Raw genomic sequence first — 22,930 nt, 5'->3', positions numbered from 1 at the left:
GTGACTATGAAATATAAATTAAAAAAAATTACTCTTCTCATCGGTCTTCAATGTATGGCTGCGCCTGTAATGGCGCAATCATTGGAACAAGCTGTAGCTGAAACGCTCTCAAGTAATCCAGAGATTAAAAGTGCCTACAATGAGTTCCAAAGTAAGCATCAATTGATCAATGCTTCAAAAGGTGACTACCTACCAAGTGTCGATCTTGAAGCGGGTGTTGGCTATGACGATTACAAAGCGAAAAGCCCTTCTGGTGAATATAAACCTCGTAATGCGAAAATCAACATTCGACAGCTAATCTGGGATGGCTCGATTACGTACAACGATATTCAACGTAATAAGTCAGAAACAGAAGCAGAGCGTTATCAATTACTGTCTGATGCACAAGACAAAGCATTAAAAAGCACAGAAGCATATCTAAATGTGCTTCATGCTCAAGATGTACTCGCTTTGTCTGAATCAAACCTTAAAGTTCATCAAAAAATGTATTCAGACATTAAAAAACGTGCAGACTCAGGTATTGGATCAACAGCTGACTTAGCACAAGTCGAAGGCCGTTTAGCCAGTTCTAATACAAATCTACTGGCAGCACAAAGCAATTTGCAAGACAAGATCACCCAGTTTGTGCGTATCGTTGGCCAGTATCCTAAAGATCTTGTAAAGCCTGAAGTTGACGTGAACTACCTACCAAAATCATTAGATGATGCATTAGAAAAAGCGAAGAAAAATAACCCTGTGGTACACGTTGCCTCAAATGACATTGACGCTGCTGAATATCAGTACAAGCAAGCAAAAGGTACGTTCTACCCATCATTTAGTATAGAAGCATCACAAGAATGGGGAGATGACTTAAATGGCTCTGAAGGTAAAACTGATGAGCTAAAAGCCATGCTAAAAATGCGCTATAACCTGTATAACGGTGGCAGTGATGTAGCAAAATCTCGTCGTGCTGCATACCAAATTAACAAATCTAAAGACATTCGTGATCGTGCTCACCACATGTTAGAAGAAGGTACTCGCCTATCTTGGAGCGCACTAGATTTAGCGAAAAAACAAAAACTGTTCTTGCAAGAGCACGTTGATGCCTCTGCACGTACCGTTATCGCATATGAAAAACAGTTTAAGATTGGTCAGCGTACATTACTGGATGTACTCAACACCGAAAACGAATTATTTGAAGCACGTAAAGCTTATTTAGCAGCTGAATATGATGGTATTTTAGCAAAATACCGTGTTCTTAATGCAACCGGTCTAATCCTTGATGAGATGCGCGTTGAGATCCCAGAAACTTGGGCAAAGTCTGTTAAATAAAAGGATTAAAAATGAAATACGTAATCACGGTTTTACTGTCTTTTTCTTTACTTGGTTGTTCACTCTCTGTACCGCAGCCTCCTATTGCAAAGCAAACAAAAGATCTGTTTGACGCAGATAGTGATGGTGTGATCAATCAGCGTGACCGCTGTGCTGATACGCCTATAGATGCCGTCGTAGATAACGATGGCTGTCCTACATATGTTAAAAATTCAGAAGAGAATAATATTCACGTATTATTTGCTAATGACTCTGCAGAAATCCCTGAAAGCTATATGGAAAACATTAGCAATATGAGTGAATTTTTAGCCAAATACCCAAAAACACACATTGAACTAAAAGGGTATGCGAGTCCAGTTGGTAACGCGGCATACAATGTTGCGTTATCAAAGCGCCGTGCTGCAGCTATTCGACAAGCACTGATCACTGAAGGGGTTGCACCGTCTCGCATTAAAACTATTGGTTTTGGTGATAGCGATCCTGTGAAAGCGTCAGATGTTGAAGAAAGTAACACACTTAGCCGTCGCGTTGTCGCTCAAGTTGTTGGATCTCAAGGTAACGTTGTGAAAGAATGGAGTATCTATACTGTTCGTGAAAATTAATAAATAGAATCCACGTTGAATAAAATAATCTTCTGGGCTCTGTGTTTAGTCGTGGCAGTGAATGTATTCGCTGCCACGAACAAGCAACAGATCGCAAAAATAGAACACTTTTACGGAGAAAGAGCTGGGAAACGAGCGACTGCGTGGCGAGCACTCATCCAAAATTCACAACACTTAAGTGAACAGCAAAAACTGAAAGCTGTTAATAACTTTTTCAATCAATTTGTTTTTATCAGTGATGAGAAGTTATGGGGTAAAGAAGATTACTGGGCCACACCTTATGAATTTGTAGGTGCAGGTGCCGGTGATTGTGAAGATTTTAGTATCGCCAAATACCAAGCATTAAGAGAACTGGGTATTCCAGATAAAAAGCTGCGATTAATTTACGTAAAAGCTTTAGAACTGAATCAATTCCACATGGTTGTCGCTTACTACCCTACTCCCTCCTCTGTACCTCTAATTTTAGATAACTTAAAAGGTGAAATTTCACCTGCAACACAACGAAAAGATTTACTACCGATTTACAGCTTTAATGGTAGCAAGTTGTGGCTAATGAAAAATAGAGGGCAAAGTCAAGTCGCAGGAAAAGCGTCACGTCTTAGCCTATGGAACGACCTCCGTGATCGTTCCAATAAAATAATACTACACCGCCCTAAAAATACTTATTAACGAGTGAACATCAATGACACTTTATCGACAGCTTTTACTATGGATGCTGGTTGTATTTTTCGCATTTATCAGTGCGGTCTTTGCAATCCAATTCAGTACTACAAAAGACTATCTTGTTCACCAGCAATCAACAGAGTTAACTAATGCAATAAGCTCTGTTGGTTTTGCCCTGTCTCCTTACCTTGAAAATAAAGACATGGTTGCTGCAGAATCAGTGATAAGCGCAACGTTTGACTCAAGTTTTTACAGTGAAGTTAAACTGGAGCTCTTAGATTCCGACAAGAAAATCGTTCGTCAGTATCCTCAGAAGGTTGCTGGTGTACCTAGCTGGTTCCAAAGCCTCATTAATATTGAACCGATAACGCAATCAACAACACTTGCAAGTGGTTGGATGCAACTTGCAAACCTTACAGTAACAAGTAGCCCAGCTACAGCTTACCAACAATTGTGGAAAGCTACCGTGCAGCTCATGCTAGGTTTCGTTATATGTTCAGTTTTAGGTGCAATCGTTTTATCGCTTGTTCTCAATAAAGTATTACAACCGTTAAAACAGATCCAAAATAGTGCAAAAGAGATGGCATCACAGCATTTCACATCTTCTCTTCCAATGCCTCTCACCCGCGATCTAGCTGATGTGGTTACCGCTTTTAACTCAATGAACCAACAACTTCAAAGTCACTTTGAACAGCAAGCACAAGAGGCAGACAACCTTCGTATTCGTGCTTATCAAGACCCTGTATCAGGTTTGGCTAACCGTAGTTATCTCCTATCAAAAATTAACACCTGGCTATCTCATAAACCAAGTGGCGGTATGGCGTTATTGAAAGCAGATGATATTGAAGATAGCTATACTCAATCCGGCTATGAAGCTGGTGACCAATTAGTTCAAAAAGTTTCTTCTCGCTTAAAAGAACTGTCGAATGACGATGTAACCATTGCACGTCTAAACCAATCAGAGTTTGCTTTAATATCTCCTAACGCGACCAAAGAAGAACTTATCGAAACTGGTCGAAAAATGCTTAACATGACTTCAGAACTTAATTCAGATCCATTAGGCATAGCACCATTACATGCTGCTGTCGGCATTGTGATTTGTTCAGACAATGAAACAATCTCTACATTATTAGCCAGTGCTGATAATGCGTTAAACAAAGCACGACAAGAGCCTAAAGAACCACTCGCGCTGATTGAATCTCATGAGAAGAAAGAAACGGCATCATTAGGTAAGCAACAATGGAAAGCACTGGTTGATGAAGCTATCGCCAATAAGCTTATCCACTTCACATTCCAAAAAGCGATCAATGTTGGCAATAAAATACTGCATAAAGAAGCTTTCGCTTACATTCAAAAAGACAACCAGCGCTTTAATGCCGGTCAATTTTTATCTGCGATAGAACAACTCAATGAAGGTGCTAATTTTGACCGCTACATCGTTGATGCATTATTTAGCGATATAGAGAGAAATCCAACCTCTGTTCCTATTGCGATTAACATTACACAAAGCAGTATTAACGATACGGGTTTCATTCGTTGGTTAAACAGCAAGCTCCAAAGTTCACAGCAAATTAAAGATCGTGTTTTATTCGAATTACCTGAAATTTGCTTTATTAAGCAAATTGACAATGTATCTTTACTGTGTGAAATCATTCATCAAAATGGCTTCCGCTTTGGTATTGATAATTACGGGCATAACTTTAGCTCAGCTGGTTATTTAAATCGTCTCCGCCCAAATTACGTTAAATTAGATTTTGCTTATACTTCACAACTCGATGATCAGATAAAAACGGATGTACTTCAATCTATCACACGTACGGCCAATAACCTTTCTGTCACCACAATTGCAACACGCGTAGAAACGGCTGAGCAAAAAGATAAATTAGCTGCGATGGATATCCTCGGGTTCCAAGGTTTTGTTACTGATCAATTGAATCACGAGAATTAAAATGAAAGATCCTTTACTTCAGTCACTCGTATATGTCAGCCGTTTTTATGGTCAAGCAAATTCACCAGATGCTCTCGTGGCAGATTTACCATTAACTGATGGTTTACTTTCTCCTTTTCTTCTTCCTCGCGCAGCAGAAAAAGCAGGACTGCAAGCCAAAGAAACAAAAATGGAATTGAAGAGTATCTCTTCTCTTCTATTTCCTGTCATCGCTCTACTTAAAGGTGGAGACGCATGTGTCGTTTTAAGTATTGATAAAGAAAAAGGTGAAGCCGAAGTTGTCCTGCCACAAAATGAAGGTAGTGAACAATGGATCAAATTGAATGAATTAAATGCGCAATACACGGGCCGGTTATTTTTAGTCAAAAAGCGCTTCCGCTACGATGAACGCTCGCCTGAAATTTTAAAAACGCGTGATGGCCACTGGTTTTGGAGTACCTTATGGGAATCTCGTAATATTTACCGTGATGTATTGATAGCCTCAATTCTTATCAATATATTTGCCATCGCCGCTCCCCTTTTCACTCGCTTAGTGTATGACAAAATTGTACCTAATTTAGCGTTTGATTCATTATGGGTGCTAGCCATTGGTATTACGGTTATTTTTGTCTTCGATTTGATATTAAAATTGCTGAGAAGCTATTTCATCGATCTTGCTGGTAAAAAATCAGATATATTAATATCAGCAAAAATATTTAGCCGTGTCATGGGTATACGTATGGAAGCAAAACCAGCTTCTGTTGGTGCGTTTGCTCGCCACTTACAAGAGTTTGAATCTATTCGAGAGTTCTTTACCTCGGCAACCGTATCTTCATTAATCGATTTACCTTTTGCTCTGCTATTCCTACTGATCATCTACATAATGGCAGGGCCTTTAGCATTAGTACCTTTGATTGCTGTACTCATATTAGTGGCGTATAGCTTCTTTATCCAACGCCCACTTCGAAAAAGTATTGAAGAAGGCTCACGTCTTTCTTCGCAAAAACATGCCAACCTCATCGAAAGCCTATCAGGTTTAGAAACAGTTAAAATGTTTGGCGCACAAAGCCAATTCCAATACCGTTGGGAAGAAGCTGTCGCGCATATGTCTAACTGGAGTTTAAAATCACGTCGTTTAACAGACTCTGTACAAAATACCGCAGGTTTCTTACAGCAGTTCGTTTCTGTCGCAATGATTGTGGTAGGCGTGTATTTAATTGCCAATGGCGACCTCACTATGGGTGGTTTGATAGCCTCAACCATGTTAAGTGGACGTGCGGTTGGTCCAATGGTACAACTTGCCCTGCTTTCTACCCGTTATAACCAAGCAAAATCAGCAATGACGGTAATTGAACAATTGATGGCTATGCCACTAGAGCAAGAAGACGGCAAACGTTACATTCATCGCCCTGTTATTCGCGGAAAAATTGAATTTGATAATGTATCCTTTGCTTACCCCAATGCAACACATGCCGCGCTAAAAAATATTAACCTCACCATTAATCCTGGTGAAAAAGTGGCAATTATTGGTCGTATTGGTTCTGGTAAAACAAGCTTAGAACGTTTGTTAATGGGGCTATATAGACCAACAGAAGGTTCTGTTTTAATTGATGATACTGATATTAATCAACTTCATCATATTGATATCCGTAGGAATATTGGCTGTGTTCCACAAGATATCACATTATTCTTTGGCTCGATTCGTGACAATATTACATTGGGGCGCCCGTTAGCCAGTGATAATGAAATATTATTAGCAGCAGAGCGTGCTGGCGTGACAGCCTTTACCCAACACGATGCCGCAGGTTTAGAAAAACAAATTGGTGAAGGTGGTCATGCTATTTCCGGTGGTCAACGACAAGCAATTGCGATTGCGCGTGCATTCTTATCTAACCCACCCGTTATGATTATGGATGAACCAACGAGCAGTATGGATAACCGCTCTGAAATGTATATAAAACGTCAACTGACTAATATGACCCCAGAAGAAACACTGATTTTAATCACTCATAAAACCAGTATGCTTGATATTGTTGATCGACTTATTGTTATGGAGCAAGGACGCATTGTCGCCGATGGTCCAAAAGATGCCGTGTTGAAGTCACTCCGTGAAGGTAATGTAAGCCAGCCAAAATCAGAGCAATAATAACCGTCATCTTGTTTAATTAAATCACACATCAACGCCGATATCTTAATATAATAAAAAAGATATCGGCGTTTTTATTTATTAACAATTACTTAGTTGAAATTTCCCATACCGCAATACTGCCAGAAATTTCATTACCAATAATCACTAACGGCTTTTGAGTTGGGCTATTTTTTGCTTCCACAAATGTCATGCCTTCAGGTGCCAAATCACCCGTGATCGCTTCGCCTTCTACAACACCACGATTAATGAAATAATCGACATAATGCGCTTTACGTGGTTCTGTAATATCATAAACAACTACCCCACCCATGCGCTCTAAACCAACAAAAGCATATGTCTTGTCACCCACTTTTCCGACGGTTAACGCTTCAGGTTCAGCACCTTTAGCGTCAGAACGCGCATCACCTGCATTTTCATCTTCATCATTATTAAATGCTTTACCGTGAATTTTAGCGGTGAGTTGTCCAATCTCATCACCCGAATCAAAAATCATCTTGCCTTGACTATCTAAAATAGAAAAAGAACGTCCGCCAAAGGTATATAGCTCTTCATACTTACCATCGCCATCTTTATCACCTAACTGAGGATTAACTTTAAGACGACCTATATCCGATTCATCATTTTTTAAATAATTAAAATTATCAGCAAGCGTTAATTTTTTTGCGCGAATATCATTAACAAAAGACACACAGCCCTTTTTCTTGTCAAAATCTACTCCGCCTTGTGCTTTACATGATTCCTTATCTTTCGCATCAAAGAAATATTCGCGACCATCACCTTCATTTGCAATCACAACAAAGTTCTTTCCATCTACACTATAACTTGCGAGAGTGTCAGGCTGGAACATGCCATAGAGTCCGGAATAAGTCTTCATATTAATGCCGCCATCTTTATCAGATGCATCCATTTTATATTTAGACCAATCTTTGAAACCTAGGCCTTTTAAAGTGAGTTTATTTGTCGCTAAATCAACAATAGCGATACCATTATTTTCCTGCAACGACACATAAGCAGTTTTACTGTCTTTCGACACAGCTACATATTCAGGCTCTATGTCTTGGGCGACTGTTGTTATAATTTTCGAGCCCTTAATGGTTTGACCGCTAGGATTAGAAAAAACCATCCCTTGTTTTTCTAGTTCTGATTGTCTGCCATTAAAAGAAGTAAAGTCGAGTAATTCTGCTTTATCTGCCACTTTGCCATTATTAATACTAATAATACCAATAGAGCCTTCAGGATCGGTTAAGTAATCCCCTGATGGTTCACCCTCATTGGCGACGACAACTTTGGTTTCATCCGGTGTAAATGTCACCATATCTGGTAGATAACCCACTTCGACATTCTTAATAAATGCAGGTATGTCTTTACTTATGTCATAAAAAGCAATGACGCCTTTTTCACCTGTTTTATTAGCAGCCATAGCAACAGCAGCTAATCCTGATTTTTCAGCAATCGCAATACTATTCGCATTTCCTGCTGTATATTTATTTAAATCAATCGTATAGCTAGATTTTAAATTACTACCATTAACCACCCCTTCAGATGTTCGTTTGAGTTTTTTTAAGGGGGTATTAGCAATATCAACAATTTCTACCGTCGATGTCGAACCAGATCCATTAATTGCAAATATTCGTTTTTTGTTATTCTGGTACGCAACAATTTCAGCTGCACCTTCTGGCGATTCAGCATTAAGCAATGCACGTCCAATTAAATGTATATCAAATTGACTTTCAGCCTGAGCGTTAGAAAAAGGTATAGATAAAGACGAAATCAATAGCCCAGCAAATAATGGTTTTTTCACAGTTGATCCTTAACATTAATAAAAAACCACTACACTTTGGCAAACAAAAATGAAAATTTTACTACAATGGAAGGATGTTTTTATGACGAAGAGTAAAGGTGCAATATTCTCTAACATAATACTTATACTATTAAGTCATTAATTTAGTTATTAATTTTCTGACTAGCATGTAACTTAATAAAGGAATTATCATTAATACATTGCGCTATTTCATTGATTTAACTAAAATTCACTCATCGGATGAGTTAATTTATGCGACACAAAGCACGAAAAAGTTTGTGAAGATGTAATATCTCGCTAAAATACGTGCCCCCCTACAAGTGGGTTATATCAACGAAGGTTATGCTCTATGAAAGAAAAAGTAGTCGATTTTATCAAACGTAAGCGTGAAGACTTAGCGCATCACCAGTTTGAGTTTAAAGACTGGCTATCACCAACAATCCGAGATTACTGGGTTGAGTTCTTAAACAAAGCAAACAATAGCCAAATTGCTTCATGGGTTAAAGATCATAGCTTGGTTTCTGTCGCCAATGACAATGCTATAGAAGTTGAAAAGCCAGAACCTATTGAGATGCACCCTGAAGCTCAAAAGCTAATGAATACCTTAACTGCAACATTAGGTGAAGAAATTCATGTTGGGGAATGGTTAACAGTCGAGCAGTCACGTATTAACCATTTTGCTGATGTAACTGAAGATCACCAATGGATACATACTGATCCAGAGCGCGCACAAACAGAATCACCTTTTAAAACAACTATTGCTCATGGATTTTTAACACTGTCATTATTATCAGTATTAACAGATAGTGTCGATCCTAAAGATCAAAAATTTCCTACAGCCAAAATGACCGTGAATTATGGATTAAACCAAGTGCGCTTTCCATATCCTGTAAAATCAGGCGTAAATGTGCGTGCTCGTACTAAAATTCAATCCGTCACGCCAATTAAACGCGGCTTGGAAATTGTGCAAGAAATTACAGTTGAAATTGAAGGATGTCGTCGTCCTGGCTGTGTTGCTGAATCAGTTGTTCGCCTCTATTTCTAACAAATAAGAATAATAAGTCGCAAAGCCGAACATAATGTTCGGCTTTTTTATATAAAAATTAGCCTCGGAATAACGGTCATAATATGAACTCCATAAGCAACCTAACTTTCCATTAATGGCTCTTTATCGTAAATTTTTGCATGGTATGGTGAGAAGCTATCTCTACTATCGGTATATTAAAATGAAAAAGTGGTTTAAATTTCTTCCTCTTATTCTACTTGTGGGTTACTTCATCACTTATGATGTTGTTACACAGGTTGAAAGTACAACGCCCTCTGCACAAACCAGCCAGCAATAAATTTTCATCACGATTAGAGGCATGGTTTCAGCCATGCACTCATTTCAACTTTTTTAATTATTTGCTTTTCAGGTCAGTATTCTTTAACTACGCTTTATAGGGACAGGTTAGAAAATTAACATTTATGTTATCAACCTTACCTTTCAACAATAGCTATATGTTCTGACAACCTGCAATGTTATCCTAATTTTAAGCAATAAAACGCATTAAAATTCTCTATAGAGAAACATAAATATCATTCCCAAATCATATATTCTTCCAGTTTATAATATGTGATTTGGTTTTTTTTTAACTATTACTTTTGTTACATTTAGCGATTTAAGCCAAACTTCACCTCCTTGTACAATAGAAACAGAATCTTCCTCTGCTTTACCTCAATAACGTTACCCTGTAAATTCACTATATTGTCTAGTCATTGTCAGGTCTGTTAAATGTCCGTAACAACACGTGTTTTTATTTCTCAATCAACACAACCTTGGTTTAACCTTGCTGTTGAAGACGCTATTTTCCGAAATATGCCAGCCAATCAGCAGGTTCTCTTTTTATGGCGCAATGCGGATACAGTTGTGATTGGTCGAGCTCAAAATCCATGGAAAGAATGTAACACTAGGAAAATGGAGCAGGATGAGATCACCCTCGCTCGTCGTCAAAGTGGTGGCGGTGCAGTCTTTCATGATTTGGGTAATACTAATTTCACTTTTATGGCAGGAAAACCAAAATATGATAAAAACGTCTCAACAGAGATCGTTTTATCAGCCTTAAAACAACTTGGAATAAACGCAGCAGCAACAGGTCGAAACGATCTCGTTGTATCAACAAAAGACGGTGATCGAAAGTTTTCAGGTTCTGCATATAGAGAGACAATGGATCGTGGGTTTCATCATGGCACTCTTCTTCTAAGTGCAGATCTGACACGTTTAGCTAACTATCTAAATCCTGATAAAAAGAAACTAGAGGCTAAAGGGATCACATCCGTCAGATCTCGCGTTATCAACCTAAATGAACTTCTTCCAAATATAGACCATAAAAGTGTATGTAAAGCGATTACAGCCTCTTTTTTTGCCCACTATGGTGAATGTGTAGATATTGAGTATATCTCACCAGAAAACCTGCCAGACTTACCTGGATTTAAAGAAAAATACCAACAACAAGCAAGTTGGAACTGGAACTTTGGCAATACGCCCCAGTTTATGCATTCTCTTGATGAGCGCTTTTCTTGGGGAGGCGTTGAACTTCATTTAGATGTTAAAAAAGGTCATATCATTTCTGTAAAAATGTTCACAGATAGCTTAGATCCTACACCTATTGAGCTAGTTGAAAAAACACTCTTTGGTCTTGAATATAATGCAGCCACTATAAGTAACGCCATATCAGAATTAACAGTAGAGCAGGAGCAATATAAAAACGAGCTGTTCGATATTAATACATGGCTTAAACAGGTTATTATCTAGTCATTAATAGCGGCTTTATTCTTTCATTAAATTTAGATATTTGCCGCTTATTAATTATCTTCCCAATTAACCAAGTAGCCTTGATTATATATCCCCTACTATAAGAAGGTGTATAGCTGATATTGCTAATAATAGATATATTTAAAAATAAAGAGGTAATGTGCAGCAACAACATCGCCTCTTTAATTTTTTAAATTTATCGCTTCAAAATTAACTAGTTATTGTCATCACAGCTATCACAACAAGGATTTAATATTCGTTCTTGGCAGTTAAAAGGTTCAATGTGAATAATGATATCAACCACTTCATCTAACACTTCGAGTAAATGCATTTTAAAATTTTCTGCAATCGTATGCGCTTTATCTACACTCATTTCAGGATCGACAAGTAAATGAAAATCTAACAAAATTGTACTGCCAGTACGACGACTACGAATGGCATGTACTTCTTTGATATCCCTTTCCTCTGCCGCGTATGCTTGAATTTTATTTTCAATTTCAGCGTCAGCTTTCGCTTCTGTAATTTCAAGTACCGCAGGCCATAAAATTTCAGCCGCTGCTTTTAAAATCATAGCCGTAACAATTAGCGCGGCAATTTGATCTAAATAATGCAGTTCAGGTACAAAATAATTAGCAATAACAGCAATAGCGACAGGAAGAGAGCTAAGAGCATCAGAGCGGTGGTGCCATGCATTGGCATATAATGCCCGACTATTAATTTCTTTTGCTTTCACTGCAGTCCAGCGATACAGCACTTCTTTGACGACAATTGAGGTAACTGCAGCTGCAAACGCCAGCATACCAGGATGACTATGTGATTGTTCACTAATAGACGTCAGTGATTCCCAGCCAATACCAATACCAACAAGAGCGAGTAATATACCAATAAATATATTGGTTAACGTTTCAAAACGCCCATGACCATAAGGGTGTTCTTTATCGGCAGGCGCCGTCCAATAACGCGATCCAATAAGTATTGCAGTATCTGTGACTAGATCAGAAAAACTATGTACACCATCAGCAATAAGTGCCTGACTTCCCGTCATTTTACCAATAGTAATTTTGATAAATGCGAGGCTAATATTGGCGATCGATCCTATCCATGTAACTTTTTGTATAACTTTTACTGCTGTTTTAGGCATAATTAACCAATTAAGTAACTATTATAAACCAACACATAATAGCGAATTTTGTTCATGAATGAGACAAATTTTCTTTAATCATACTAAGTTAAACACTCAATTGTTCACTTACTTTGATTTAGATAATGACAATTAATCAGCGTAAAAATAAATTAAATATTAGTTATCAATTGATTCTCTTAAAGTATTGTTTTCACTATGCCTAATTAACAAAATTATACATGTAACACACCGAATAATTCGCCCACAAACATTCCATAAACATATATTTTGACAAAAAACAACCTATTTACCATGCCTTTTTGAAATATTAATGAAACTATTCTTTGTTATATTTTATAAATCATATGATAAAAAATGTTGATAAAAGTAATAATTACCTTAAATATCATTTCAGATCACACTATCTATAAAAAATTTCAGGACTATATTTCATAATTTAGTTTTTTGTACATAATGAACATGTGAGTCAATATTTTATATTGATCAACATAAAGGACGTTTTATGAGAAATCTGGCAGATTTTATATATCAAATGGAAAGTGAATTGCAAAATTTCACTACTTGGGTACACGATTCAAGAGGACACTATAAAAAACTGCATATTTCTGATATTGATTGCAAAAATATAAGCTTAAGTGATTTTTTAGAAAATCAACTTAATGTTATTGTTGAAATTATCACAGACGATGGCACCAATTGCGCCTATTTACTGTTACCTGAAATCAACGTTGCAACCACTATCAACTTCGATAACGGAGATGTTATCTCTATTATCGATGCAAAAGCAGCATAAACACAGAAACAAATTAAACACGAACGATTAAGAAATACTACGGCTAGGCTTTCTTATTATTCACTCTAAAAAACAGATCATTTGATCTGTTTTTTTTTACCTGAACATTTTGCATCTTATTGTAAGAAGATTATTACATCTATATTCTTTTACCAAATTATTTATTGCGTTATTTGAGATTGGTCTCATCTTATCCATTAATTAGAATTTTCAGCATTTACAACTTTAAATAGATAAATTCTTAGCATTAATATCATCAATAACTTTCATTTCTCCCGTAGCACACGCTTGCATCCCATCATCCCATCCCATATTAAAGCGAGAGTCTGAACCATCTAATGTCGAGTCTTTCTTAAAACCAGCATTCGAATGACCTCTCTGAGCCAATACAGACTTGCAACCTTGGTTATAACCATAATAATAAATGCTATCGTGTTGAACATTACTGACATACTGTTCAGGTAAGAAACGTACTCCGTTATTAGCAGTATGAGTACAACCGAGCATCATAAGTGCGACAAATACTACAGTGATATTATTTTTCATTGAACGTCTCCTGTTAAATAATACTTCAGCAAATCAAGTTTGGCTCACTATCCAATAAATTGTTAATCGATTGTTGGTATTTTCACATGTCACATCACATTTAACGCAAAAAAAAGCTGCCCTTAAGACTCGCTTAAGGACAGCTTTACAACTCTACATTTTCCGATTAAGGCTCTTCAGCTATTGGTTTCGGTTGGTAATGTTCAGGTTTTAAGCCTAAATACTCTGGTAATAATGTACCGACAGAGATTGAAGACCAAGTACCCGTTAAGATACCGATAAACATCGCAATAGAAAATCCTTGTAGTGACGAACCGCCTAATAACCATAGTGAGCTTATAGTCATCAATGTGGTACCAGATGTCACCATAGTACGAGAGAACGTTGCAACAATCGCTTCATTGTTTGTCGTTTCAATATCTTGCTTAGGTTTCGCAATCAATAATTCACGAATGCGGTCAGCAATAACAATTGAGTCATTTAGCGAGTAACCTAGGATCGCTAGGATCGCAGCAAGTACTGTTAAATTAAATTCCATTTGCGTCATAGCAAAGAAACCAACAGCAAGAATAACGTCGTGTAATAACGCTAGTAATGCACCTGCAGCAAGACGCCATTCAAAACGGTAACTTAGATAACCTAAAATACATAGCATTGTTACTAATAGCGCTAAACCACCTTGCTCGGCCAACTCAGCACCAACTTGGGGACCAACAATACTGGTATTTAACACCTGTATATTGGCATGGAGCGGCGCAAGAACTTTTGTAATTTCTGGATAGTCAACACCTTTAGCTGGCGCTGCATAACGTAAAATCCAACGGCCCGGTTCATCTGCAGCAATAACAACAACATCTTGATTAAAGCCTGCATCCATTAATGGCTCAATTTCACTGTTTGTGATTTGGCTGTCCATTTGAATTTCACTAACAACACCGCCAGTAAAATCTAAACCCCAGTTAAGACCTCTTACACAAATAAAAGTAATAGAGATAACCATTAAGGCGATAGAGACAATACCTGTCATGTAACGCAATTTGGTTAAGTTTTTAATAATCCAATTTTTCATTGCGTTAAACCCTTACATTTCGACGCGAATCACGACCCCAAACCAAGTTAATAATGGCTCGAGAAGCGAAAATACCAGTAAACATACTTGTTAATAGACCAAGACCTAACGTCAATGCGAAGCCTTGAATTGGACCATTACCAATAGAGTAAAGCACAACAGCTGTGATCATTGTTGTGAAGTTAGCATCGAAAATAGTACCAAATGCACTGCTAAAACCACGGTCAATAGCTTGAGCCATGCTTCGACCATCACGGATCATATCGCGAATACGTTCAAATATAAGTACGTTGGTATCTACCGCCATACCGACGGTTAACACTAAACCAGCGATACCAGGTAAAGTTAATACCGCACCTGGAATCAACGCCAATAGACCAAATAGCATGATCATATTTGTAATAAGTGCAATGTTAGCAACCCAACCAAGACGACGGTACCACACAGCCATAAATAGCAGTGTTACCCCCATACCTAGAGCAAGTGCAGCGAAACCATTTTTGATGTTTTCAGCACCCAATGTTGGACCAATAGTACGCTCTTCAACAATTGTTACAGGCGCAGTAAGCGAACCTGCACGTAGAAGTAAAGCAAGTTGCTGTGCATCTTCTAGTGAACCAGCCCCCGTAATACGGAAGCGACTACCTAATTGTGTTTGAATCGTTGCAACACTGATGATCTTATTAGTTTGTACCGTCTGACCTTGGGCATTACGGCTATATTCACTGTAAGACGTCGCCATTGGTTTACCCACATTCATACGTGAGAAATCAGACATGATCTTACCGCCAGCACTGTCCAGCGTAATATTTACTTCAGGCGTACCGTTTTCACCGAAACTTGCACGCGCATCAACAATGTGATCACCTGTAAGTACAGGCTTACGGCTAACACGAATAGGATTACCATTCTTATCAGGTAGAATCATTGTGCTACCTGTGCCTTCTTCTTTCACAGCATAGAAAGCAAGGCTTGCTGTTGCACCGATAACATTTTTCGCTGCCGCTGGATCTTGAACACCAGGAAGTTCAATACGAATACGGTTTTCACCTTGACGCTGAACAGATGCTTCCGTGATACCAAGCTCTTCAATACGACTACGCATTGTTTGTAAGTTCTGCTGAACGGTTAGGTTACGCAAATCTGTTTTCTCTTTCTCACTAATTGTAAGAAGAAGATTATCAGCAGAACCATTGGTAGCTTGCCATTGTGGGTACTGTTCCCGAATAAACTGGCGAACCTTATTATTTGCCGCCTCACTAGGCAAACGAACAATAACTTCATCCATACCTTTTAATTCAGCACGACCGCCACGAATATCTTCCTTACGGAAATTAACGCGTAAGTCATCCATTAATTGCTGAGCATGGTTTTTGTAAACTTGCTTAACATCAACATCTAAAAGAAATTGAACACCACCGCGAAGGTCAAGACCTAGCTTAATTGGTTCAAAGCCCATGTCTTGTAGCCACATTGGAGCTGCTGGTTCTAATGCTAACGTTAAACGTTTTTCACTTTTCAACAGTGTATCTAACGCCGCTTTAGTATCCGTTTGCTGTTTAGTGTTATCTAATACAACAATTGTTTTATCAGGCTTTTGTTCAATTTTTAGCGGTACAATATCATGTTCTTTTAACACCTTTTGAATTTCAAAAGGTGTCGGCATTGGACCGCCTTTATTGCTGATTTGTACAGCTTCATTGTCGCCATACCACGTTGGAATAGCGCTTAATAACATTATTAAAACTGTCACAATTAACACAACATATTTCCATGCTGCGTAATGATTCAGAATCTGTTTAGTATTCTTTTTTCTCATTATATTTAGCCATGTACCTTGCAACAGACAGCCTGTCGCAGTCGATAGAACACCTATAATTATACCTTTATCACAAGAGTTTGTTAAAGATACTCATAAATATGACCACTTTTAAAGGATCAATATAATTACAGATACGATAAATAGAACTTAATAATCAGACAATTATTAATATATTTTGAAAGGCTATTACTATTAGCTGAATCGTAATTTTCAACTAATAAATAATATTTTAGACAACTTGTAGTTGTTCGCCATATTGAGAGTAGATCAGATTTGTATCTTTCCAACCTGAAATACGTGATGAAGATGATTTAATTTTGAGTATCCACTCAACCGTTGGTGACAGAGGCTCTTGATAACCGAGGGTAAGTGGTACAGCAACAAGGATAGGAAGCTCAAATGCTAATCGATATTCAGGCGAGACTTCTTCAGGGTTAAGATGAAGCGCATTTAATAAACGGCTCGATGTCCCTAAAGCAATATTGTAATCGCTAAATTCAATACGATGTTGCTTATTCTTATCACTGCTTTTATTTGGCTTAGAAATTGGGAAATTCCAGACAAATTTTGAATTATTAACAGAAACAGGTAAACCAATACTGTTATTGCTTTGTATTAATTGGTGCTCATTACCAGAAGAATGTTTAACTATTTGATTTTTATTACAATTAAGTGGTGCAACATCCGCATTAAGATTGACAGAGTGCGATTGCACAACCATTTCATTGCATTGATTAACTGTATTATGCGCGACATACTGTTGAACATTTTCGTTGATATGTGTAGATGCCGAAGCTAATGACGCAGCCCCTAAGCAAATACTTAATATCAAAAAACGAACAAAGGTCAGAAACATAATACCTAAAAATAGTGAACAAAAATAAGGTCATTGCAATGATAAGCGTCGATACTCATGGTGACAAGGAAATTATTCACAAAATCTTGTTATATTTTAATTTCTAGCGCTAAAACCAAATAGTTTCCTTCTTTGTTACTGATACTAATAAGTATTAAATAACAATAAGATATGGATATTTATTGAAAAGCACGTATTAAAAAACCGCAAAGCAAACTCTACGGTTATAAATTTTTATGCTGTTAATAACGCTTATAATCCGATAAAAATACCAGCAAGCGCCGCACTCATTAAGTTAGCTAATGTTGCCGCTAAAACGGCTTTAATACCTAATTTTGCAACATCACCACGACGCTCAGGTGCCATAACACCAATTGAACCAATTTGAATAGCAATAGAACCAATATTCGCAAAACCACATAATGCAAAAGTGATGATCACTTGGGTATGTTCAGATAACGTTTGTTTAACCGCTGCGAAGTCCATAAAGGCAACAAATTCATTTAGAATTAGCTTCTCACCAATAAAAGTACCTGCTTTCATCATTTCTGTCGCCGGTACACCGATAACAAAAGCGAGTGGCGAGAAAATATATCCTAAAATAGCTTGCATAGTTAGTGGCGTTGTAGCAAACCAATGCGATACCGAATCAAGACCAATCGTTGCCGTAATGCTTGCTAACCAATGCCCTACCCCTTCAAGGCCAGCATTCGCCATTGCGATCACACTAACAAAAGCAATAAGCATAGTACCAATCGCAACAGCTACTTTCATACCGTTCATTGCACCAGCAGCTAATGCATCAATAGCATTACTGTGCTCACTTTTTGCCATTTCGACCTCAGTTTGTTCCATTGGCGTTTCTTGTTCTGGTACAAGAATTTTAGCCATTAGTAAACCACCGGGTGCCGCCATAAAACTTGCTGCAATCAGATACTTAAGTTCAACACCTAATCCTGCATAGCCACCTAATACAGAACCCGCAACTGACGCCATACCACAGGTCATTACCACGAAAAGTTCAGAGCGTGTCATTTTTGCAAGGAATGGACGAATAAGAAGAGGAGACTCACCTTGAGAAAGGAAGATATTACCTGTCGCAACCAAAGACTCTGCGCGACTGGTGCCTAATAGTTTTTGGATACCACCACCTAAAACTTTAATTACCCATTGCATAATACCGAAGTAATAAAGGAGAGAAATTAAAGCACTGATGAATATAACAAGAGGAAGAACACGAATAGCAAAAACAAAACCGCTTTTTTGGATATTAGCTAAATCACCGAAGACGAAATTGATACCAACATCAGCGAAACTAAGAAGACCAGCTACACCGTCACTCATTGCACCTAGCATCTTCTGACCAATGGGCACATATAGTACAAGAGCGGCAAAGCTCGCTTGTAAGAATAAAGCACCGCCAACGGTTCTCCAATTGATCGCCTTTCTATTATCAGAAAGCGCCACTGCGCATAGAACCAGTACTACGATACCAGCTAATGTAATTAACAACTGCATTATTTCGTCCTGCTGTTTTTTAAATGGGTGTCGAATAATGAAGGTATTGCTGTTTGCTGCCATTGAGTAACAATTACTTTTGGGGAAAAAGTAAAAAAGGTAGGATTAACGTAATACAACGCTAAAAATATGAATGTGTTCGCCCAATAATACAACATACGAGTCACCTAAATTAACAAGCTACAAATAACGCCGGTCCAACTCCGTGGGTCGTTCACTTATCCCTGGTGACAGCTTGTAAAATAAGGTGGCTGAACTTAACTGTTCTGACCGAGGCGAGAGTATATAGAGATCTTGCTCACAATAACAATATCATTTTTCATAATTAGCATACTTCAAGGCCAAGTGAATACTATATAAGCAAATAATACCTTATATAAATCCTTTAACGCATAACTGTTGATTTATCGTACAGCGCACTCAATTGATAACAAAAAAGCCGAACACGATAAATGTTCGGCTTTTGGGAATATATTATTAGTGAGCAATGTTTACTTTGTAAGTGCTTCATTTAGCCATTGGTCGAAATGCGATTTCGGCATTGCGCCATTTAGCATATCAACCATCTTGCCTTCTTTAAACACCATGATTGTTGGAATACTACGGATACGATATTGAGCAGCGAGTGCTTGTTGTGCTTCAGTATCAATCTTCACACAACGTATTTGGCCATCACGCTCTTGAGATACGTCTGAAAATACAGGAGCAAATCCTACGCATGGATTACACCACGGTGCCCAGAAATCAACAACGACAGGCTTATCACTTTCTAATAGTGTAGAGAAATTATCGCTAGTACCTTCAATTGGCATGCCGTCGAATAATTTTTCCTTACATGAGCCGCAGCTTGCTTCATCATTTACGCGCTCAGAAGGTAAACGGTTCAGTGCTTTACAGTGTGGACAGCGTGTTGTGATTGTAGTCATTGTTATCATCCATCTTTAAACTTTATCTGTATTTACTGTAACGCTTACAGATAAAAAAGCAATATGATTCAACTTATTAGAGCAATAGCCTAAAACTATCAAAAGCCGAATGTCGCAAAAAAGATTGATAAAAAACTATTATATCGAACGCATACAAATGGGATGCAAACATCGCATCCCATTCAGTGTCACTTATTATTAGTTAATTATGATTACACTGCTTATTCTGGAACTCCCACAACTACAGTGACAATGTCACAATACGATTAGCGTTAATAACTTAACTGGTAATTAATGTAATAACCCTAACTCACGGGCTTCGGCAATGGTAAGCCCGCTCGCTTGAATATCACGGAGAAGCTCTATACGTCGTCTTGCTGCCGCTTGTTGTTTTTTACTCTCAGCAATATTGGTTGCCGACTCATCCTTGTGATCCCACTTAGATGATACGGAAGAAATTTCTGAAAAATCGATAGAGTTAATAGACACAACAACCTCCTAAAGTAACCTGTGTCATTATGATTTACTTAGTATCAGAGGTAATTAGAGGAGTTAAGCTGATAAATTTAACTTTGTGATCAAATCGATGTTCATGTAATAAAATTACAAAAACAACTGAAAATGACTAGTCAATAACGAATAACAAGCGTAGTAATAGAAGTTCTTGGCAAATAAAAAACGTTTAATATTTAGACATATTTGACCCAAGCTATTTATATATAAGCTTTAATTAATAAGGCATGAATATAACAACATTTTGTGTATATCTATTTATCAATAAAATGCGTCAACATTTTTGATTTAAGCTTATGATAGAAAAAATAACTGTTTTCTGTCAGTATGTTATGTCGCACTTTACACACTCACATTTAGTAATTTAACATTACATTATTCATACTATAGTTATGAGTATAAAAAGCGTAGCGTAATAAAAAAATTTAAAGGTTTTTATTATGAATACTCAATTATCTGAACTTGCACAACCTGGTGCTATTTCTAACCCTAATACTTTCGCTGAATACCTCACCTTTATTTTCAAAGAAAATATTGAAAATGATGACGTAACAAAAATCTTTGCCAAAATTCAAATTATTGAAAAATCCATCGCGCAAAAAGATCCTTCAGCTAACCTTTCTTTAACCATTGGTATTTCAAATAAAGGTTGGCCTACCGTTTTTCCTGATGTTCAAGCGCCATCTTTATTGCATGATTTCATTGCTATGACTGACGGCGAACGTAGTTTCCCAAGTACACCGGGAGATATTTTCATCATGATAAAATCTGAACGTATGGATATTAATTTTCAAGCTGCGAAATACATTGCCGCAGCGCTTCAACCTGTCGCTAATTTAATTGAAGATATTCAAGGCTTTAAATATCTAGACAACCGCGACATGATCGACTTTGTTGATGGAACTGAAAACCCAAAAAATGAAGCTCGTTTTAATGCCGTATTAGTTGATAATGACCGTGATATCCATCAAGGCGGGACTTACTTAACCGTACAACGCTATGTAGATCGTCAAGGCTTATGGGATAAACAAACCACAGAATACCAAGAGCAAGTTATTGGTCGTACCAAGCTTGATGATATTGAACTTGATGATGATCAAAAACCCGCTTGGGCGCACAATAATAAGAGTAAAGTTATTATTGATGACCAAGAAATTAAAATGCTACGTCAGAACCGTCCATTTGGTAATGCTATGGAACATGGCACTATGTTTGTCGGGTTTGCCGCCTCACCTGAAATTCTAGATATCTCATTGAAGCAAATGATTTATGCTGATGAAAATGGTAACTACGATCGCTTACTGGATTTTGTGGAAGCAAAAACAGGTACTCACTACTTTGTACCTTCACAAACACTAATGAATACTTTCGCCGGTTAATCTATCGCCTCAGCAATGTGCCTACAAATGAAAATTTGTGGGCATTTTTTTATTAAAAATCATAAAGAAATAAAAATGTAATTTATTTTTAACTTAACCAATTGAAAAATAACAAATACATTTTATTTTACAGAATATTTTCTTGATTCCTCACACGTTCTGTTGTCCCCTATACACTTAATAATTAATTCTATCTTTTTATTTATATATACGAAGAGTATTTCTGGGGGCAAGAATGCGCAAAACCCTTTTAACCCGAGTATCACTAGCAAGTCTTATTGCTACCGTTGCGGGTTGTTCATCAACACCACCGCCGCCAGCTCCAAAAGTTGAAAAAAGTTTCAAAACGATAGCTAGCCAATTTATGACTTCTGATGCAACACGTAGCCAAGGTACAGTTGTTGATAAAGGTATGTTTTACCCTAAAGAAACCTTCTCTCTAAGTTATCGTTACTGCTCTGCAAGTGCCGAACAAGCGAAACAAGATATTGATCAGTTTTATCAATTAGCAAAAAAAACATGTAAAGCTAACTCTGGCACCATGATCAACCAAGATACTGATGCCTGGTGTGTGAGTCACCCTAATACGCCTGATGAAACACCTATTTTCTCAGCACGAATTACGTCAACAGATCTATGGGCTGATGTTTGTCCTACAGGGCCATTTGTTACAATGCGTGTCATTGAAAATAAAGACGTCAATGAAGCCGCTTGGATTGATGGCGCTAAACTTCTTGGTTATCAACCCTATTCTGTACATAGAAAAATTGTCCCATCAAACCAATCTCAAGCAGCACTGTTTAATGAGAAAGAAACACCAGCACCGGAACAAGAACCTTGGACTGAAGAAACCGGCTTTATTGCGACACACGTAGGTGAAACTGTGTGTATGTATAAGAAGACCAAAGACGAAGCTTATGGTGTGACCTACAAAGGTAAAATCCAAAGTGTAAATGACAACCGCGTTAGTGTATTAGCGACTGAAAAGTTAAAAGGCGATATTCGTATTGCACCTGAAATTGATCCACTACCTTGGTATAAAGAAGCGGTAATTGAAGCAGATGCACGTTCTTGGTTTATTTGTCAGTAAATAGTATTACTCTCTTTAAAAAATAAC

Annotated in this window: 19 protein-coding genes; 10 read left to right on the top strand and 9 right to left on the bottom strand. The window is 37.6% G+C overall.

The genetic code is table 11. From position 1 onward, the window contains the following. Positions 1–6: 6 nt before the first annotated feature. The 5 genes from C9J42_RS05590 to C9J42_RS05570 are packed head-to-tail and all read left to right on the top strand — an operon-like array spanning position 7 to position 6,649. The gene (locus C9J42_RS05590; protein ID WP_369917486.1) at positions 7–1,311 is read left to right on the top strand and encodes a TolC family outer membrane protein; all 1,305 of its coding nucleotides are present in this window, start codon (positions 7–9) and stop codon (positions 1,309–1,311) included. A gap of 11 nt (positions 1,312–1,322) precedes the next feature. Next, positions 1,323–1,913, top strand: coding sequence for an OmpA family protein (locus tag C9J42_RS05585; protein ID WP_107287546.1), 591 nt, complete (start codon positions 1,323–1,325; stop codon positions 1,911–1,913). A 15-nt stretch (positions 1,914–1,928) separates the two neighbouring features. Then, entirely contained in the window at positions 1,929–2,582 is a 654-nt protein-coding gene (locus tag C9J42_RS05580) for a transglutaminase-like cysteine peptidase (RefSeq protein WP_107287545.1), read from the top strand. A 13-nt stretch (positions 2,583–2,595) separates the two neighbouring features. Then, positions 2,596–4,524, top strand: a complete 1,929-nt coding sequence (locus tag C9J42_RS05575; protein ID WP_107206656.1) for an EAL domain-containing protein — start codon at positions 2,596–2,598, stop codon at positions 4,522–4,524. A 1-nt stretch (position 4,525) separates the two neighbouring features. Continuing rightward, positions 4,526–6,649, top strand: coding sequence for a type I secretion system permease/ATPase (locus C9J42_RS05570; RefSeq protein ID WP_107206657.1), 2,124 nt, complete (start codon positions 4,526–4,528; stop codon positions 6,647–6,649). An 88-nt stretch (positions 6,650–6,737) separates the two neighbouring features. Here the strand turns inward: C9J42_RS05570 and C9J42_RS05565 are convergent, their stop codons facing one another. Continuing rightward, entirely contained in the window at positions 6,738–8,453 is a 1,716-nt protein-coding gene (locus C9J42_RS05565) for a choice-of-anchor I family protein (protein ID WP_107301753.1), read from the bottom strand. A 349-nt stretch (positions 8,454–8,802) separates the two neighbouring features. Here C9J42_RS05565 and C9J42_RS05560 point away from each other — a divergent pair, with 349 nt between their 5' ends. Further along, positions 8,803–9,498 (top strand): MaoC family dehydratase, encoded by a 696-nt coding sequence (locus C9J42_RS05560; protein ID WP_107206659.1) that lies wholly within the window; start codon positions 8,803–8,805, stop codon positions 9,496–9,498. Between the two features lie 729 nt (positions 9,499–10,227). After that, positions 10,228–11,247, top strand: a complete 1,020-nt coding sequence (locus C9J42_RS05555) for a lipoate--protein ligase (protein WP_107206660.1) — start codon at positions 10,228–10,230, stop codon at positions 11,245–11,247. A gap of 214 nt (positions 11,248–11,461) precedes the next feature. Here the strand turns inward: C9J42_RS05555 and C9J42_RS05550 are convergent, their stop codons facing one another. Further along, on the bottom strand, positions 11,462–12,388 hold the full coding sequence (locus tag C9J42_RS05550) for a cation diffusion facilitator family transporter (RefSeq protein WP_107206661.1): 927 nt from the start codon (positions 12,386–12,388) through the stop codon (positions 11,462–11,464). Between the two features lie 505 nt (positions 12,389–12,893). Here C9J42_RS05550 and C9J42_RS05545 point away from each other — a divergent pair. Beyond that, positions 12,894–13,184 (top strand): hypothetical protein, encoded by a 291-nt coding sequence (locus C9J42_RS05545; RefSeq protein WP_107206662.1) that lies wholly within the window; start codon positions 12,894–12,896, stop codon positions 13,182–13,184. A 225-nt stretch (positions 13,185–13,409) separates the two neighbouring features. Here C9J42_RS05545 and C9J42_RS05540 read toward each other — a convergent pair whose 3' ends face one another. From C9J42_RS05540 to C9J42_RS05510, 7 genes are all read right to left on the bottom strand, one after another. Further along, a complete protein-coding gene (locus C9J42_RS05540; protein WP_107206663.1) occupies positions 13,410–13,730 on the bottom strand; it encodes a hypothetical protein in 321 nt (106 codons plus the stop codon). Positions 13,731–13,896: 166 nt separating this feature from the next. Further along, positions 13,897–14,799: a protein translocase subunit SecF gene (gene secF, locus C9J42_RS05535; RefSeq protein WP_107206664.1), complete on the bottom strand. Its 903-nt coding sequence runs from the start codon at positions 14,797–14,799 to the stop codon at positions 13,897–13,899. 4 nt (positions 14,800–14,803) lie between these two features. Next, complete coding sequence (secD, locus tag C9J42_RS05530; RefSeq protein ID WP_107206665.1) at positions 14,804–16,618, bottom strand: protein translocase subunit SecD; 1,815 nt, start codon at positions 16,616–16,618, stop codon at positions 14,804–14,806. 232 nt (positions 16,619–16,850) lie between these two features. Further along, positions 16,851–17,477 carry a hypothetical protein gene (locus C9J42_RS05525; RefSeq protein ID WP_107301752.1) on the bottom strand — a complete coding sequence of 209 codons (627 nt, stop codon included), beginning with the start codon at positions 17,475–17,477 and terminating at the stop codon, positions 16,851–16,853. Positions 17,478–17,729: 252 nt separating this feature from the next. Continuing rightward, entirely contained in the window at positions 17,730–18,995 is a 1,266-nt protein-coding gene (locus tag C9J42_RS05520; protein ID WP_107206667.1) for a NupC/NupG family nucleoside CNT transporter, read from the bottom strand. 491 nt (positions 18,996–19,486) lie between these two features. Continuing rightward, a complete protein-coding gene (trxC, locus tag C9J42_RS05515) occupies positions 19,487–19,921 on the bottom strand; it encodes a thioredoxin TrxC (RefSeq protein WP_107206668.1) in 435 nt (144 codons plus the stop codon). A 291-nt stretch (positions 19,922–20,212) separates the two neighbouring features. Continuing rightward, positions 20,213–20,410: a hypothetical protein gene (locus C9J42_RS05510; RefSeq protein WP_107206669.1), complete on the bottom strand. Its 198-nt coding sequence runs from the start codon at positions 20,408–20,410 to the stop codon at positions 20,213–20,215. A 464-nt stretch (positions 20,411–20,874) separates the two neighbouring features. Between C9J42_RS05510 and C9J42_RS05505 the strand changes: the two genes are divergently transcribed. Beyond that, positions 20,875–21,813, top strand: a complete 939-nt coding sequence (locus tag C9J42_RS05505) for a Dyp-type peroxidase (RefSeq protein WP_107206670.1) — start codon at positions 20,875–20,877, stop codon at positions 21,811–21,813. A gap of 235 nt (positions 21,814–22,048) precedes the next feature. Next, positions 22,049–22,903 (top strand): hypothetical protein, encoded by an 855-nt coding sequence (locus C9J42_RS05500; RefSeq protein ID WP_107206671.1) that lies wholly within the window; start codon positions 22,049–22,051, stop codon positions 22,901–22,903. Positions 22,904–22,930 lie beyond the last annotated feature (27 nt).

It is taken from the genome of Photobacterium sp. GB-56, assembly GCF_003026105.1.
In the GTDB taxonomy this organism is placed as follows: Bacteria; Pseudomonadota; Gammaproteobacteria; order Enterobacterales; family Vibrionaceae; genus Photobacterium.
Note: the sequence above shows the minus strand (reverse complement) of the source record. Positions and strands in the feature narration are given on the sequence as shown.

Bases quoted from the DNA above. Each gene is read 5' to 3' on its own strand.
- C9J42_RS05590 (WP_369917486.1), top strand. From the start codon at position 7: ATGAAATATAAATTAAAAAAAATTACTCTTCTCATCGGTCTTCAATGT.
- C9J42_RS05585 (WP_107287546.1), top strand. From the start codon at position 1,323: ATGAAATACGTAATCACGGTTTTACTGTCTTTTTCTTTACTTGGTTGT.
- C9J42_RS05575 (WP_107206656.1), top strand. From the start codon at position 2,596: ATGACACTTTATCGACAGCTTTTACTATGGATGCTGGTTGTATTTTTC.
- C9J42_RS05570 (WP_107206657.1), top strand. From the start codon at position 4,526: ATGAAAGATCCTTTACTTCAGTCACTCGTATATGTCAGCCGTTTTTAT.
- C9J42_RS05560 (WP_107206659.1), top strand. From the start codon at position 8,803: ATGAAAGAAAAAGTAGTCGATTTTATCAAACGTAAGCGTGAAGACTTA.
- C9J42_RS05555 (WP_107206660.1), top strand. From the start codon at position 10,228: ATGTCCGTAACAACACGTGTTTTTATTTCTCAATCAACACAACCTTGG.
- C9J42_RS05550 (WP_107206661.1), bottom strand. From the start codon at position 12,388: ATGCCTAAAACAGCAGTAAAAGTTATACAAAAAGTTACATGGATAGGA.
- C9J42_RS05545 (WP_107206662.1), top strand. From the start codon at position 12,894: ATGAGAAATCTGGCAGATTTTATATATCAAATGGAAAGTGAATTGCAA.
- C9J42_RS05540 (WP_107206663.1), bottom strand. From the start codon at position 13,730: ATGAAAAATAATATCACTGTAGTATTTGTCGCACTTATGATGCTCGGT.
- secF (WP_107206664.1), bottom strand. From the start codon at position 14,799: ATGAAAAATTGGATTATTAAAAACTTAACCAAATTGCGTTACATGACA.
- secD (WP_107206665.1), bottom strand. From the start codon at position 16,618: ATGAGAAAAAAGAATACTAAACAGATTCTGAATCATTACGCAGCATGG.
- C9J42_RS05525 (WP_107301752.1), bottom strand. From the start codon at position 17,477: ATGTTTCTGACCTTTGTTCGTTTTTTGATATTAAGTATTTGCTTAGGG.
- C9J42_RS05520 (WP_107206667.1), bottom strand. From the start codon at position 18,995: ATGCAGTTGTTAATTACATTAGCTGGTATCGTAGTACTGGTTCTATGC.
- trxC (WP_107206668.1), bottom strand. From the start codon at position 19,921: ATGACTACAATCACAACACGCTGTCCACACTGTAAAGCACTGAACCGT.
- C9J42_RS05505 (WP_107206670.1), top strand. From the start codon at position 20,875: ATGAATACTCAATTATCTGAACTTGCACAACCTGGTGCTATTTCTAAC.
- C9J42_RS05500 (WP_107206671.1), top strand. From the start codon at position 22,049: ATGCGCAAAACCCTTTTAACCCGAGTATCACTAGCAAGTCTTATTGCT.